Source organism: Campylobacter concisus (assembly GCF_003048445.1).
Classification (GTDB): domain Bacteria; phylum Campylobacterota; class Campylobacteria; order Campylobacterales; family Campylobacteraceae; genus Campylobacter_A; species Campylobacter_A concisus_BF.
In genome coordinates, this window is the sequence record NZ_PIQW01000005.1 from 15874 (window position 1) to 30776 (window position 14903).

13 protein-coding genes are annotated in these 14903 nt (G+C 41.7%); 4 read left to right on the forward strand and 9 right to left on the reverse strand.

Features of this window, described 5'->3' with window-relative positions:
* Positions 1–97 precede the first annotated feature (97 nt).
* A complete protein-coding gene (lgt, locus tag CVT14_RS03905; RefSeq protein ID WP_107849752.1) occupies positions 98–913 on the reverse strand; it encodes a prolipoprotein diacylglyceryl transferase in 816 nt (271 codons plus the stop codon).
* Between the two features lie 36 nt (positions 914–949).
* Positions 950–1585 (reverse strand): IMPACT family protein, encoded by a 636-nt coding sequence (locus CVT14_RS03910; protein WP_107849753.1) that lies wholly within the window; start codon positions 1583–1585, stop codon positions 950–952.
* 126 nt (positions 1586–1711) lie between these two features.
* On the opposite strand from CVT14_RS03910, the gene galU reads away from it, so the two are divergent.
* From galU to CVT14_RS03930, 4 genes are all read left to right on the forward strand, one after another.
* A complete protein-coding gene (galU, locus tag CVT14_RS03915) occupies positions 1712–2533 on the forward strand; it encodes a UTP--glucose-1-phosphate uridylyltransferase GalU (protein ID WP_107849754.1) in 822 nt (273 codons plus the stop codon).
* Positions 2530–3750 carry a glucose-6-phosphate isomerase gene (locus tag CVT14_RS03920; RefSeq protein WP_107849755.1) on the forward strand — a complete coding sequence of 407 codons (1221 nt, stop codon included), beginning with the start codon at positions 2530–2532 and terminating at the stop codon, positions 3748–3750. The genes galU and CVT14_RS03920 overlap by 4 nt, the downstream gene beginning before the upstream one ends.
* Positions 3751–3753: 3 nt before the next feature.
* Positions 3754–4299 carry a DUF1287 domain-containing protein gene (locus CVT14_RS03925; protein ID WP_107849756.1) on the forward strand — a complete coding sequence of 182 codons (546 nt, stop codon included), beginning with the start codon at positions 3754–3756 and terminating at the stop codon, positions 4297–4299.
* A 62-nt stretch (positions 4300–4361) separates the two neighbouring features.
* Entirely contained in the window at positions 4362–5951 is a 1590-nt protein-coding gene (locus CVT14_RS03930) for an ABC-F family ATP-binding cassette domain-containing protein (protein WP_107849757.1), read from the forward strand.
* A gap of 203 nt (positions 5952–6154) precedes the next feature.
* Here CVT14_RS03930 and CVT14_RS03940 read toward each other — a convergent pair whose 3' ends face one another.
* The 7 genes from CVT14_RS03940 to pssA form a co-directional block, all read right to left on the reverse strand.
* Positions 6155–6832, reverse strand: coding sequence for a DUF4272 domain-containing protein (locus CVT14_RS03940; protein WP_234403112.1), 678 nt, complete (start codon positions 6830–6832; stop codon positions 6155–6157).
* Between the two features lie 38 nt (positions 6833–6870).
* A complete protein-coding gene (locus CVT14_RS03945) occupies positions 6871–8217 on the reverse strand; it encodes an FAD-dependent oxidoreductase (RefSeq protein WP_107849759.1) in 1347 nt (448 codons plus the stop codon).
* Positions 8218–8345: 128 nt separating this feature from the next.
* On the reverse strand, positions 8346–9464 hold the full coding sequence (locus CVT14_RS10805) for a TonB-dependent receptor domain-containing protein (RefSeq protein ID WP_234403113.1): 1119 nt from the start codon (positions 9462–9464) through the stop codon (positions 8346–8348).
* Positions 9455–10357: a TonB-dependent receptor plug domain-containing protein gene (locus CVT14_RS10810; RefSeq protein ID WP_234403114.1), complete on the reverse strand. Its 903-nt coding sequence runs from the start codon at positions 10355–10357 to the stop codon at positions 9455–9457. The genes CVT14_RS10805 and CVT14_RS10810 overlap by 10 nt, the downstream gene beginning before the upstream one ends.
* Before the next feature lie 231 nt (positions 10358–10588).
* Positions 10589–11611 carry an NADH:flavin oxidoreductase/NADH oxidase gene (locus CVT14_RS03955; protein ID WP_021088611.1) on the reverse strand — a complete coding sequence of 341 codons (1023 nt, stop codon included), beginning with the start codon at positions 11609–11611 and terminating at the stop codon, positions 10589–10591.
* A gap of 905 nt (positions 11612–12516) precedes the next feature.
* Complete coding sequence (locus tag CVT14_RS03960; protein WP_103570233.1) at positions 12517–14031, reverse strand: 2-isopropylmalate synthase; 1515 nt, start codon at positions 14029–14031, stop codon at positions 12517–12519.
* Positions 14032–14171: 140 nt separating this feature from the next.
* Complete coding sequence (pssA, locus tag CVT14_RS03965) at positions 14172–14903, reverse strand: CDP-diacylglycerol--serine O-phosphatidyltransferase (protein WP_107849760.1); 732 nt, start codon at positions 14901–14903, stop codon at positions 14172–14174.

The window sequence follows — 14903 nt, forward strand, 5'->3', positions numbered from 1 at the left end:
ATAAGTTATCATTTCTTAATACTAATTTAAACATTAGCATTAATTGATAAAGCTAATGCTATCAGAACTTTACTTTAATAAATTTTAAATATTGACATTAAATTTTCGTAAATCTCTTATAGAGTTTAATATAGACAAAAATTCCGAGCCCACACATAATAAGTGATAAAATTTGCCCCATTGATAGACCATAAATAATAAATCCAAGTCCAGAATCAGGCTCTCTGTAAAATTCACAAATAAATCTTGCAAATGTGTATAAAATGGCGTAAAGTGCTATGAGCTCGCCATTAAATTTCTTATATTTTCTATATAAAAATAAAATGACGAAAATAACTAAACCTTCTAAGAATGCTTCATAAAGCTGGCTTGGATGTCTTGGCTGACCAAAGACATTTATCGCCCAAGGCACGTCTGTAACCCTGCCAAAAAGCTCTTGATTTAAGAAATTTCCTATCCTGCCAAAGGTGTAGCCAAAAGGTATGCAGATGGCACAAAGATCAAGTAGCTGCCATGCGTTTTGCTTATATCTTTTGCAAAATAAAATTGTCGCTAGCAAAAAGCCAACCACAGCGCCGTGATAGCTCATGCCGCGAATTCCTATAAACTCGCCGTTGTGGATTGGATTAAAAATTTGCCAAGGATGTGTTAGATAATATCCCGCTTCGCCAGAATAAACTAAAACCCAGCCAAGTCTAGCGCCTAAAATGACGCCTATCTCTACCCAAAAAAAGTAGTTATCTAAAAGTTGATTTGAGATAGGGATATCATCTTTTTTAACGAGATACTTTGCCATGGCGAGCGCCAAAACAAGGGCCAAAATATACATAAGCCCATACCAGTGCACGCTAAAGCCAAAGAGGCTAAAGGCGACTGGATTAAAGTGGTTATAAATGTCGTTCCAAATTTCCATTTTTTACTTTCTTTTTAAATTTGTGCGATTTTACAATTAATAAATAAACAGCGCTTTGCTGCCAAGTGGCAAGGCTAGAAATTTAAACTCGCTTGCTTCAAATTCTTTACAAAATTTAAATAGCTCAGCAAACTCGGCTTCGTTTAAATTTACGCTCCAGATCGCTCCAAGGTCGTTAAATTCTCTTTCAAACTCACTTAAATTTTTAGTGGCAAAATAGTGCTCAAAGCGGCTCATCAGCGAAAATGGCGTAAAAAATTTAACCTCATCTTTTAACTCAAATTTCATCACGCCACCATCTTTTATGGCTTCATTTATCGCTTCATTTACAGCCCCAGAGTAGGCTCTGACAAGCCCTCCAGTGCCAAGCTTTATCCCGCCAAAGTAGCGAACTATCAAGACCCCAACATTTATAAGCCCCGCCCCTCTTAGCGCATTTAGGCTTGGCTGGCCGCTAGTACCCTTTGGCTCGCCATCATCACTTTGATTTTCAACGATTTGTCCGTATTTGTTTAGCTCCCTTGTCGCCCAAACTACGTGAACGGCCTTAAAATGCTCCTCTTTTAGGTGTTCGTGCAAGCTTTTAAACGAGCTTATCGGACACAAAAATGCTAAGAAATTTGACTTTTTTATATCAAGCTGTGCTTTAAATATCCTATCAATCGTCTGCAAATTTGCTCTTTTTTTAAAATTTTAAAAATCTTATCAATTTGCTAATTAAAGCCTTGTAAATTCAAACAAATTTATATTATTAAGGAAAAGATAGTAGAATTTTGCAATTTTTCACGAAGGACTAAAATGATACAAACTTGCCTATTTCCAGCGGCTGGATATGGAACGAGGTTTTTACCAGCTACAAAATCGCTCCCAAAAGAGATGTTGCCGATCCTTACAAAACCGCTCATTCACTACGGCGTTGATGAGGCGCTTGAGGCTGGCATGGACAATATGGCCTTTGTCACAGGACGCGGAAAAAGGGCGCTTGAGGACTATTTTGATATCAGCTACGAGCTAGAAAAAGAGATCGCAGGCAGCTCAAAAGAGTCGCTACTTAGTGAGATAAGAAATTTGATGAGCTCATGCACATTTTCATTTACTAGACAAAATGAGATGAGAGGGCTTGGACACGCCATTTACACGGGCAAAACGCTAGTTCGAGATGAAGCATTTGGGGTCATTTTGGCAGATGATCTATGTATAAATGAAAATGGCGAGGGCGTGCTTTCGCAAATGGTTAAAATTTATGAAAAGTATCGCTGCAGCGTAGTAGCTGTGATGGAAGTGCCAAAAGAGCAGACCAAGTCTTACGGCGTCGTAAGCGGTAGGTTTATAGAAGATGATCTCATAATGGTTGATGATATGGTTGAAAAGCCTGATCCTGCCGAGGCTCCGACAAATTTAGCGATAATTGGCCGCTACATCCTAACGCCAGATATTTTTAATATCTTAGAGCGAACAAAGCCAGGCAAAAACGGCGAAATCCAGATCACAGACGCGCTAAAAACGCAGGCAAAAGATGGCATGGTGCTAGCTTATAAATTTAAAGGCAAGAGGTTTGATTGTGGCAGCATCGATGGCTTTGTCGAGGCTACAAATTTCTTTTACGAGCGCAGTAAATGATAGAGACTTCATTTAAATTTAACTTTGCAAGTAGCGAGGTCATCGACTCTTATGCCAAACGCATAAACGACGAGTACGAAAGTGGCGAGATAGGCTACTACCACCTACCAGCTCTTGGGCAAAATTTGCTTGGCGAGACCCAGGAGTATAAAAAGGGGCTAGCTAACATCAAAAACGTCGTGCTAGTTGGCATTGGCGGCAGCAGTCTTGGCGTAAAGGCGCTAAAATCAATGCTTGATGGCACAAAGGGGATAAAAAGAGAGCTTTTATTTTTAGATAACGTCGATCCTTGCAGCTACAAAAGCACGCTTGATGGGCTAAATTTTGACGAGACACTTTTTATAATAAGCTCAAAATCAGGCAATACAATCGAGACGATCACCATTTTTAAGTGTTTGCTTGATGACTTTAAGCCTCAAAATTTAGGCAAAAATTTCCTCATCATCACAGATCCTGGCACAAATTTAGAAAATTTCGCCAAAGAAAATGGGATCAAATTTTTTAACATCCCAAAAAACGTTGGCGGGAGATTTAGCGTGCTAAGCGCGATCGGTCTTGTGCCTCTTGGTATCTGCGGCTACGATATAAAGGCACTTTTGGAAGGCGCACTTGCTTGCAAGAAGCAATACATCGAACAAAAAGATAGCTCAATAGTCGCTAAAGCCTACCACTACGCTACTAGCAGAAACGCCAGCATAAATGTCATTTTTAGCTATTGCGATAGATTTTTTGAATTTAACGACTGGTATGTGCAGCTTTGGGCGGAGAGCCTTGGTAAAAAAAGAGGCTATAAAAGAGTCGGCCTTACGCCAGTTGGACTTGTTGGCAGCCGCGATCAGCACAGCTTTTTGCAGCTTATCATGGACGGCGTAAAAGATAAGAGCGTGACATTTATAAAGATAAAAGATCACGCAAGCGACAAGACTATCCCGAGCTTTAACCTAAAAGGGCTTGAAGAGTGCGATTTTGTGGCGGGTCTAAGCCTAAATGAGCTTATAAATTTGCAGTGTGACGCGACGGCTATGGCGCTGGTGCAAGAGGGTATAAGTGTCGATACGATCACACTTGAGAAGCTTGATGAGTTTCACGCTGGCTGGCTCATTTTTTACTACGAGCTACTAACCTCGGCCACTGGTATCATGCTAGGTATCAACACCTACGATCAGCCAGGCGTTGAGATAGGAAAACGTATCTTAAAAACTATGCTTTTAAAGTAGAAAATGAAGAAAATTCTACTTTTGGCTCTTTTTGCCACGCAAATTTTTGCCTTTTCGGCGAGTAAATTTGTAAATGACGCTAGGTCGCAGATCGGCGTGACACTCAGTTACGATCCAAGCTACGAAAGACTTGCCTATCCTATGGGCGATGTGGATATCAAAAAGGGAGTTTGTACCGACGTTGTGGTAAGGGCGCTACGTCATCAGGATATGGATCTGCAAAGGCTCATTTTTGAAGATATGAGTAGAAATTTCGCAAGCTATTCTAAAAAATGGGGCCTTAAAAAGGCTGATAAAAACATCGATCACAGGCGTGTTTTAAACATCGCTACCTATCTAAAAAGAAAAGGTTTTGAGGTGAGTGATGATAAATTTCTGCCAGGGGATATCGTCACATGGATGCTGCCAAGAAATCTACCTCACATCGGCGTGATCTCAGATAAATTTGAAGGCCAAACGCCGCTTGTCATCCACAATATCGGCTCTGGCGTGCAGGAAGAAAACATACTTTATAGCTACAAGATCACGGGGCATTTTAGGCTAAAGTAGCAAAATGGCTTTTTAATCAAATTTAAGGCAAAATCGCAAAAAAATAAATTCAAGGAAAAATAATGCTAGAAGTTAGGGGACTTACTCAAAGATTTGCAAGCAGTTTGCTATTTGAGGATGTAAATTTAAAGCTAAATCGCCACAACAGATACGGACTAATCGGTGCAAATGGTGCTGGTAAATCGACATTTTTAAAAATTTTAAGCGGAGCTATCGAGCCAACTAGCGGCGAGATCATAATAGAAAATGGACTAAAAGTTGGCGTGCTTGGACAAGATCAGTTTGCGTTTGAAAATTTCACACTAAAAGATGCGGTGCTTTATGGTAACAAACGCCTATATGACGCTGTAAAAGAGAAAGAAAAGCTCTATATGAGCGAGGAATTTACAGATGAGATAAATGAGCGCTTAAGTGAGCTTGAGATGATAAGTGCTGAAGAAGACCCAAGCTACGAGTACGAGACTAGGATAGAGAAAATCCTAAGCTCGCTTGGTCTAAATGAATTTGATAAGCTCATGAGCGAGGTCGAAAACTCAGATAAAGTTAAGGTTTTGCTGGCTCAAGTGCTCTTTCCAAAGCCAGACATCTTGTTCTTGGACGAGCCAACAAACAACCTTGACATAGACGCGATCGCATGGCTAGAAAACGAGCTAAACCGCCACGAGGGCACGCTTGTGGTTATCAGCCACGACAGGCACTTTTTAAATAGAGTTTGTACAAATATTTTGGATGTGGATTTTAAGAAAATTCGCGAGTTTTCAGGCAACTACGACGACTGGTATATGGCTGCAAATTTGATCGCAAAGCAGCATGAGATGGAGCGCGATAAGAAGCTAAAAGAGAAAGAGGAGCTGGAGAAATTTATCGCGAGATTTTCAGCAAATGCAAGCAAGGCAAAGCAGGCGACCTCTCGTGCAAAACAGCTTGAAAAATTAGATATCGCTGAGATCGCAGTTTCAAGCAGGCGTGATCCTAGCATTCTGTTTCGTGCAAACCGCGAGATAGGCAATGAACTAATTGAGCTAAAGAACATAAGTAAAAAATTTGATGATAAAGTGGTATTTGAAAACTTTAACTTTAAGCTTGAAAAGGGTGATAAACTAGCTATCATCGGTCATAACGGCGTTGGTAAAAGCACACTTTGCAAGATCATAATGGGTGAGATAAAGCCTGACGCGGGCGAGGTGCATATAGGCGCGACCATTGAGCTAGGATATTTTGCGCAAGATACGGTAAATAAGATAGATGGCGAGCTAAAGCTATATGAGTACCTGCAAGATGCCAAAAACAAGGACATCGACGAGATCAGAAAGTGCCTTGGCAGGATGCTCTTTAGCGGTGCCGAGCAAGAAAAAGCAGTAGGCGCGCTAAGCGGTGGTGAAAAACATCGCGTGAGACTAGCTCAGCTCATGCTTCACAGGCCAAATTTACTTGTCATGGACGAGCCAAACAACCACCTCGATCTTGAGGCTATCATCGCACTTGGCGAGGCGTTTTACAACTTTAATGGCTCAGTCATCTGCGTAAGCCACGACAGGGAGCTAATAGACGCCTTTGCAAATAGAATTTTGCACCTAAAAGGCAATGGCGAAGTCATTGATTTTAAAGGCACATACGAAGAGTATAGAGCAAATTTAGGCCTTGAGAGCTAGTTTTTACCGTTTAAACCGCGCTAGGCTAGTTAAATTTGCTTAATGTTTATTGCTACATATACGAGCATTTGAGCAACTTGTAGAAGGTAAGATAGAAAATGTAAAAACGACTTTCCAAAACCAAAAGAAGACCGCTATCTTCGCTTTCCGATAGCATTTACATTAAGATAAATTTTAAGCTCATTTGAGCTTAAAATTTCTAATCAAGTATTTAGATCAGGATAGTCCCAGCAGTTAAATTCAGCGCTCAAGTCGTCATTTTCTTGCCCTTTGCAGCATAGCCACTCAAGTCCTGCTCGCCTCTCCATAACGACCTCTTCGTCAAGCCCAGCCGCCTTTGTGCCATTTACTCTTGCATTTACGCACGCCCAGTGGTAGCGATAAACTAGATCAAGCTTGCTTAAAATTTCATCCATACTGCGAAGCTTTGAGCGGCTTTTTAGCCCGCCCTCTCTAAAGACGTTCATCACAAACTCGCAGTCACAAATTTTATCCATCTGGCCGATATCTTCAGCGATGCCAAGCGCCCAAAGAAGTACCCAAAGCGACTCATATTTCCAGCCCATATTCACAGCCGTGTCCATATCAGCTCTGTCCTCAATGACCTCTTTTTCTTTTACACTAAGTCCCTCGTAGGCATCACCCAAAAAGCTCTTTGCCCACGCCATATTTTCTTCGCCCAAAGAGCCCTCATCACGGATCGTGCAAGCACACATTATCGCTGTAAATGAGCAAACTGCACGCCTTACTATCTCATCAATATCTCTTGGCATAACCTCGCTATTTTCATAGCGAAGCGGCAAGCTCTCAAGCACCGCCACGCCCTCTTGTTTTAAAATTTTTATATTCTCATCTTTTCTTTGTTGCGCTGTTTTTGGCATATCCTCACCTCCTTTAAAAATATCAAATACTCCCATTTTTACCCAAAAAACTCGGCATTAAATTTCTCTTCGTCGAAATTTTTGCCCAAAAATTTACAAATCTCCTCCATATCGGCCCTCGCCGTCTCAAAACAGCTAGTAGCCCCTGGGCTTGGTGTCATGTTAAAGCTTATGCCCTCGCCTGTGCTGATCTTGCCCTCGCCAAGCTCTAGCCTTTTTTTATTGCGGTCGATCACTTGTGGCCTTACGCCACCAAAATTTACAGCGTAGCTTAGGTCGTTTTCGCTTAGGCTTGGCACGATCTTTCTGGCGTCTTTAACAAATTCTTTTTTGTTGATAAATGGCACTTCAAATAAGAAATTTCGCAAAATATATGACCTGATGTCCTCGTCTTTTAGTAAATTTGTAAAGACTTCAAGGACGTTTTTGTCAAATTTTAGACACTTTAAGAAGTCAAAAAAGCTAGAACTTCCGTGAAATCTCTCAAGCTTTGGTATGACAAGGGCAGTTGGCCCAAAGCGAGTGTTGCCATTAGCTAGGATGTCTGGGTCGCCGTGAAGTGCGGCAAATGGCAGCTTGTCGTTTTGCACCATATAGACTTTGCCGTTTAGCAGGCGCTTGTTCGCGAAATAAAAGCTCCCAGCAACTGGCAGCGTGCTAAGATGAAGCCCATAACCCATCTTGTGAGCTAAAAATAGCGAGTGTGCTCCAGCATCGACCACGACGTAGTTTGCAGTGATCACTTCGCCGTCATTTATCTTGATGTGAAATGTATCGCCCACCTTTTTCATATCAGTCACTTCTGAACTTAGGCTGATCTCATAGCCAGCTCCGCCTAAATTTAGAGCATTTTGCACGAGCGAATTTGACACGCCACCAAAGTCCATCGTCGTAAATTGCCCATTTTGCGTGCCAATGGCGATGATATTTTCTGGGCGATCATTGCCATTTGCGTCAAAAACGACGTTTGGCTCGATCTGTTTTAATTTCTCTTTGTCATAAATTTCAAGATAAGCAAATAGCTCTTTAAAGCTCTCATATCGCTCCTTGATGCGCTCTACTTCGGCATCTCCGATGGCTAGCGTCATCTTTTGATGAGCGAACATATATTTGCCCTCTAGGTTGTATTTTAGGGCATATTTTACTGGCATATTTGCCACTTGTGAGACCTTTTTTGCCTTTTCTAGCGTGTAGTTTGTCTCGATATCGCCGCAGTGGATGGTCTGCGAGTTGCCCTTGCCGCTTGAATTTAGCGTAGCTACGCCGTCATATTTTTCTAAAAGCGCGACCTTTTTTATATCGCTAAATGCAGCCAACTCGTAAAAGAGTGCCGTCCCGCTAATGCCCGCTCCAATAATTGCCACTTCAAAGTGCTTTTGCCTCATTTTCTCCCCTGAAAGTTTAGTTGCACAAATGATACTATATTAAATTTAAATCAAACAGCAAAAAGCGAGGTGTGAAAAATAGGCTGTGTAAAAGTGAAATTTGGCAAGGCTCTCACCTTGCCGTGAAGTTAAAATTTATAAGATACATTTACCTTGAAATTTCTACCTGGCTCCCAGTCTACGTAGTTTGGATCGCCTGTATAATCAGCCGTTCTTTGAGACTGCGAAGCGTATGCTTTGTTAAAGAGGTTGTAAATTCCAGCATTTATCTCTAGCCCTTTAAATTTACCGCTGCTTGGCGCATATGTAGCATAGATGTCGCTAACTGCGTAGCTTGGTATCTTGACATTTTTATCGTCGCCAGCTGAGACGGTATTTTTTGATGCAAAGTAGATTAGGTTGTAGCCTATTAGCGTATCGATCCTTGAAAATGCGTACTCTGCATTAAATGTATATTTATCACCCTGATCGCGGTAGCCGATAATGTTTGAGGTGTAGTAGCTGCCATTTGGTTTAGCGACCCTATCTTTGTATTTTACCTTTTGATGAGTGTAGCTAGCAGCTAGGCTTAGTGCGTCTAAATTTAGCCTTGCAAGTAGCTCGACACCGCTTATATCAGCCCCACCAGCGTTTATCCTGACTAGAGTTTGATTTACACCACCACCTGCTGCGTTGTTATCGACTATTAAATTTTTATATTTTGTCATGAAGTATTTTGCAGATAGGCTATATGAGCTAGCTTCACTTATGTCGCCATGGTATTTAAGACCGGTTTCGTAGCTATTGCCGGTTGTTGCTTTTAGATCTTTATTTGCCGCCCAGTTTAAAGCCCTGCCCCTACTACTTCCACTTGCCATCATCGACTCCATGACGTCAGGTCCTCTAAAGACCCTCGCATAGCTTGCAAACGCGTTAAGACCTTTAATGATCTCATAATCAAGCGCAAGCGCTGGGGTAAATTCGTTAAATTTATATGTGTAGCTCTTTACATTTCCAGCTCTGCCGTCGTAGCTTTTTAGCTCGTGATGAGTGTATCTGATACCAGGAGTAACGGTTAGCGAGCTAAAATTTAGCGCATCTTCTGCGTATATTGAGTAGTTATTTACCTTTTCTGGGTAGTGATTGTCTGGTTTGTTGAAATTTTTACTTTGGTAAAACTCAGCGCCGTATCTAAAAGTCTGCGTCAAAGCGCCACTCTCGACTACGCTTTTAGCCTTTGCATTTATGCCATTTGTCTCTACGCCCAAATTTTTAACACTGGGTCATCTTTTTTATGCTCGGTATTGTATGCCGTTACCTCTAAATTCAAAAGATCGCTAGGTTTATACTCATACTTTAGCGTCGTCGTATCACGCTCATATTTGCGGTAGTCATCGGCATTTTGCTTATCGTGCCAGCTACCAAATTCTGCTCTAAATGGATAAAGACCCTTAAATTCATTATGCTCTCTTGAGATAGAAATTCTATGTGCATCAAGGAAGCTATAGCCAAGCTTTAGAAGATAGCTAAGGTCGTTGCCGTCGCCACCTATTTTATTGCCATTGCCGCTTTTGCCATAGTCGTAACCTTTGTGGTTTATCGCAGCTATAAAATCAAGCCCTTCAACTGGGGTGGTAAAGAGCATAAGGCCTTGAGAAAATTCGCTGTTATTTGAGGCGTATCCAGTCTTTATCTTTGCGCCGATCTTCTCACCGCTTTCTAACAAGTCCCTTGCGTCGACCGTTTTAAAGGCGACTGAGCCACCAAGCGCGCCAGAGCCATTTACGACCGATCTTGAGCCAACCTCGACGTCGATAGCTTTTATGAGATCAGGGTCGATCAGCAAGTCGGCGTTATGGTGAAAAGTGTTTCCATTTTGTTTCGCGCCATCTATAGTGATATTTAGACCGCGGTCACTTACGGCTCTCATATAAATTTTTTGGTTCATGCCGTTTGTGCCGCCCACATAGACGCCAGGGATGTCCCTCATCACGTCTTTTGCTAGGCCAGCGTTTCTAGTTGAAATTTTGATATCATCAACGCCGTATCCGCCACTGCTACTTGTCACCTCAACACCGCTTAGCACGCTCTCATCTGCTGCGTTTGCACAAACTGCCACGCTTGCTGCAAGAGAGAGCTTAAATAAGCCCTTAAACCTCATCTCTCCTCCTAGTTTGATTATTAAAATTACTATTTTAGTTTATAATCTAATTTTGAGATTGAATATTATAATTTTAAATATAAATTTCAGGTAAAATTTAAACTAAATGCGATTTTGTAGCTATGAAAATATAAATTTGTATTTGTTGTGTAGAAAAAATAGCAAGTAAATTTTAGTTATTTTATTTAAGAAAAGTAAAATTTGGCAAGGCTCTCACCTTGCCAAGAAAATTTAGTAAGCCCTTTTGTAGGCGTTTTCTATTTTGTCATTTTCGCCAAATTCTTTCATGGCGCCAAAAACAAAATATGGGTTGCGTAGTAGCTCCCTGCCAAGCGCCACGCCATCGCAAACATCGCCTAGCAGCAATGCCTCGCACTCGCTTGCCTTTGTGATGAGACCAACTGCAAAGACTGGGATTTTGACTGCATTTTTCACTGCTTTTGCGTAGCCAGCCTGATAAAGTGGTGTAAATTTAGGCGCATTATCAACTTTTCCATAGACTCCGCCAGCTGAGACGTGGATGAAGTCAGCTCCATTTTTCTCTAGCTCACGTGCGAGCTTTACGCTATCTTCTACGTCCCAGTCGCCCTTAAGCCAGCTACTTGCACTTATCCTCACACCAACTGTGATATTAGCGCCAGCCTTGATCTCTCTTAAAATTTCAAGCAGCAGCCTTATGCGGTTTTCAAATGTGCCGCCGTATTCGTCACTTCGCTTATTTGTGCCAACGCATAAAAATTGATTTATCAAATATCCATGTGCCGCGTGTATCTCCACAGCCTCGTATCCTGCGCTCTTTGCTCTAATGGCTGCATCCACAAAGCTTTGCTTGACGCTTGCGATATCCTCTGCGCTCATCTCTTTTGGCGTGGCGTACTCATCGCTAAATTTGATAGCACTTGGTGCGATGATGCCCTCAAAAGTGCCCTTTCTGCCGACGTGAGCAAGCTGGATGGCCATTTTGGCGCCGTATTTGCTGCAGCCTTTTACCAGCTCCGCGTGAGCCTCGATCTGCTCGTCACTCCAAAGCCCAAGGTCTTTTTTGGTGATCCTGCCGCGCGCCTCCACAGCCGTCGCCTCAACGATGATCATGCCGACACCGCCGATCGCCCTTGTAGCGTAGTGGAGCTTGTGAAAGCACCTTGGACGGCCATCCTCTTTTTTGACCTCATACATGCACATCGGAGCCATGATAATGCGGTTTTTGATCTCGATGCCGCCTATCTTAAGCGGCGCAAAAAGCTTGTTTTGCATGAAATTTCCTTTAAATTTTTTGATTATTTTAGGATATTTGTTTAAATTTTTGGATTTATAAAGATTTGCATTTTGTAACCCAAAAAGTGCTTAGTAAATTTTAAAATTTATGAGCGAACATATCATGGCTCTAAATTTAGTGGTAAGTAACTACAAGACTTGAATTTGGTAAGTTGCTATGGCGAGTGAATGAAAGTTGAAAAATTTGTTTCTTTGTTAAGGGGGAAGAGGCTTGAATTACGAAGTCGCTCCCTTCCCCCTTAACAATCCCCTAACCCCAACAACGTTAGATGTGCATGCAATGGTGCTGGCACACTGCATGCGTTTGCATGTCATTGGGCGCCAGGCAAATTTTAAAATTTCATGAGCGAGTAATTTCGGCTCTAAAATTTGAGTTAAGCTGTAAGCGAAGCCAAATTTTAGTAGCCAATTCTTGCGAGTGAATGGAATTTTAAAATTTACAAAGATAGCTTGATTGATTTTGTAAATTTCTTTTTATTTAAAAGGGAGACAAGGGGACTTAAACTTTGCTTCGCAGGCTCGCAACTGCATGGCAGACACGAAACCCCGTCCCTTTGTCCCACTTCTTTTTTAATCCCTCATCTGCTTGCAGTTATGAGACGAAATCCTAGTAAAAACCTGCGCGCGTTAGAAATGCATGCAATATAGTGCTAACACACTGCATGCATTTCTATGTCAGGTGAGTATATGGCAAATTTTAAAATTTCATGAGCGAGTAATTTCGGCTCTAAAATTTGAGCTAAGCGGTAAGCGAAGCCAAATTTTAGTAGTCAATTCTTGCGAGTGACGAGTAAATGGAATTTTAAAATTTAAAAAACGCAGTAAATTTAAAGAGTAGCTAAATTTAAATTAGCTAGCTGCAAATCTAGCAGCCAGCTAAAATTTTAGTTTTTATGGATGCGAAGGTAGCTATTTAATGCGCCGACATAGGCCTTAGCACTTGCCATCATCGTATCGATATCTAGTCCGTGACCCATTACTGCTGTCTTGCCCTCAAACTCGACTTTTACATCGACCTTTGCAAGTGCATCTTTGCCCTGAGAAACAGCTGTGACCTTGTAGTCTTTGAGCGTGCCATTAATGCCGCTGATGCGATCAACTACCTTAAATATCGCATCTGCTGTGCCATTGCCAAGGGCTGAGTCGCTAACGATCTCGTCGTTGTGCCTGATGCTCATAGAGGCACTTGCTAAGCTGCCACCGCTACTTTGAAGCAAGTCTGTGATCTCGTAAGCTTGTGGGATCTTGGTGATCTCCTCTGCAACAAGCGCCCTGATATCATCGTCAAATATCTCTTTTTTCTTATCTGCTAAGTCTTTAAATTTCTCAAACGCCTTATTAAGCGCATCACTATCAAGGTCAAATCCAAGGCTAGCAAGCTTATCTTTAAACGCATGGCGGCCGCTGTGCTTGCCAAGAACGAGCGAGTTTTTCTCTAAGCCGATACTCTCAGCACTGATGATCTCATAAGTCTCTTTGTGCTTTAGTACGCCGTCTTGATGGATGCCACTCTCGTGTGCAAAGGCGTTTTTACCAACGATTGCTTTATTTGGCTGTGGCTCGATGCCTGTGATGCTAGCGATCAGTCTTGAAGTCGGATAAATTTCTTTTGAGATGATGCCTGTGTAAAGCGGCGCAAAGACGTCCTGACGAGTTTTTATAGCCATCACGATCTCTTCAAGCGCAGCATTTCCAGCGCGCTCGCCGATGCCATTTATAGTGCCTTCAACCTGCCTTGCACCAGCTTTTATAGCAGCTAGTGAATTTGCTGTTGCCATGCCTAGATCGTTGTGGTTATGCACCGAAACTACTGCTCTACCACCTATAAATTTTACTATTTCGCTAATGCGAGCTGTGATCTCCTCTGGATACAAGTAGCCAACCGTATCAGGGATGTTTATGGTTTTTGCCCCTGCATTTATCGCTGCGTCGCAAATTTCTTTTAAAAAGCTCATCTCGCTTCTGCATGCATCCTCGCAGCTAAACTCCACATCATCGCAAAATGTTTTTGAGTATTGCACCGCCTCGACTGCACGCCTGATCACCTCATCTGGGCTCATTTTTAGCTTGTACTGCATGTGGATCGGACTTGTTGCTATGAAGGTGTGAATTCTTTTGTTTTTTGCCGGAGCTAGTGCCTCGCCAGCTGCCTTGATATCACGATCAACCGCGCGTGCAAGCGAGCAGACAGTGATGTTTGAAGCTTGCTTTGCAATCTGATTTACCGCGTCAAAGTCCCCTGGGCTAGCCGCTGCAAATCCAGCCTCCATCACATCCACACCAAGCCTTTCAAGCTGAAGTGCGATCTGTAGCTTTTCAGCTGTGTTCATAGAAGCTCCTGGGCTTTGCTCACCATCTCTTAAAGTCGTATCAAAGATTATAATTTTATTTTTATCCATTTTTTGTCCTTTTATGATTTTTTATATTTAAATTTAATGAGTTAAGTAAAGAAGAATTTGCTACCTAAGTAGCAGCAGTAGAGAGTTTTTGATTTCGATTTTTGGTAAAAATTTACGCGATTTTATTATGCCATTTTCGCTCATTCGCTCTCCTTTTTTTTATGATTTTTGCTAAACATTATAGCCGCTCTAATAATACCATAAAGCATATAAACGCTCATTACTAAAGTTGCACTCTCGAATGGATATAGATAAAGCATAGAAAATACAACTACAAGTGCTACTAAAATTCGTATAACATGAGTTTGTTTTAAATTCATCTTTTTAAAGCTTGGGTAGCGGATGTTGCTAACCATCAAGATAGCCAAAACCGCTTCAAGCAATATCAAGCACCACTCAAAACCCTCTAAGAATGTGTAGTCTACATAAATGCCGATCCAAAGTACACTGACAATCGCTGCTGATGGTATAGGAAGTCCGATGAAAACATTTGGTTCGTATGTGCCTGTAGTGACATTAAAACGAGCTAGTCTAATAGCTCCAAAGACTACAAACATAGCTGCTATTAGCGCACCAAATCTGCCAAATTTTGCACCAACTGTTAGATAAAATAAAATCGCTGGAGCCACACCAAATGCTACAAGGTCTGCAAGGCTATCAAACTCTACTCCGAATTTGCTTGTAGTCTTTGTAAGTCTTGCCACGCGTCCATCAAGTCCGTCTAAAATCAGTGAAAGAATGATGTAAATAATAGCCTTAAAATAGTTCCCCTGAATAGATGAAATAATGCTTATAACGCCCAAAAAAGCGCTTGCAGCGGTAAATAAATTTGGCAAGATATACATTAACTGCATTTTTTGTATGCTATTCAT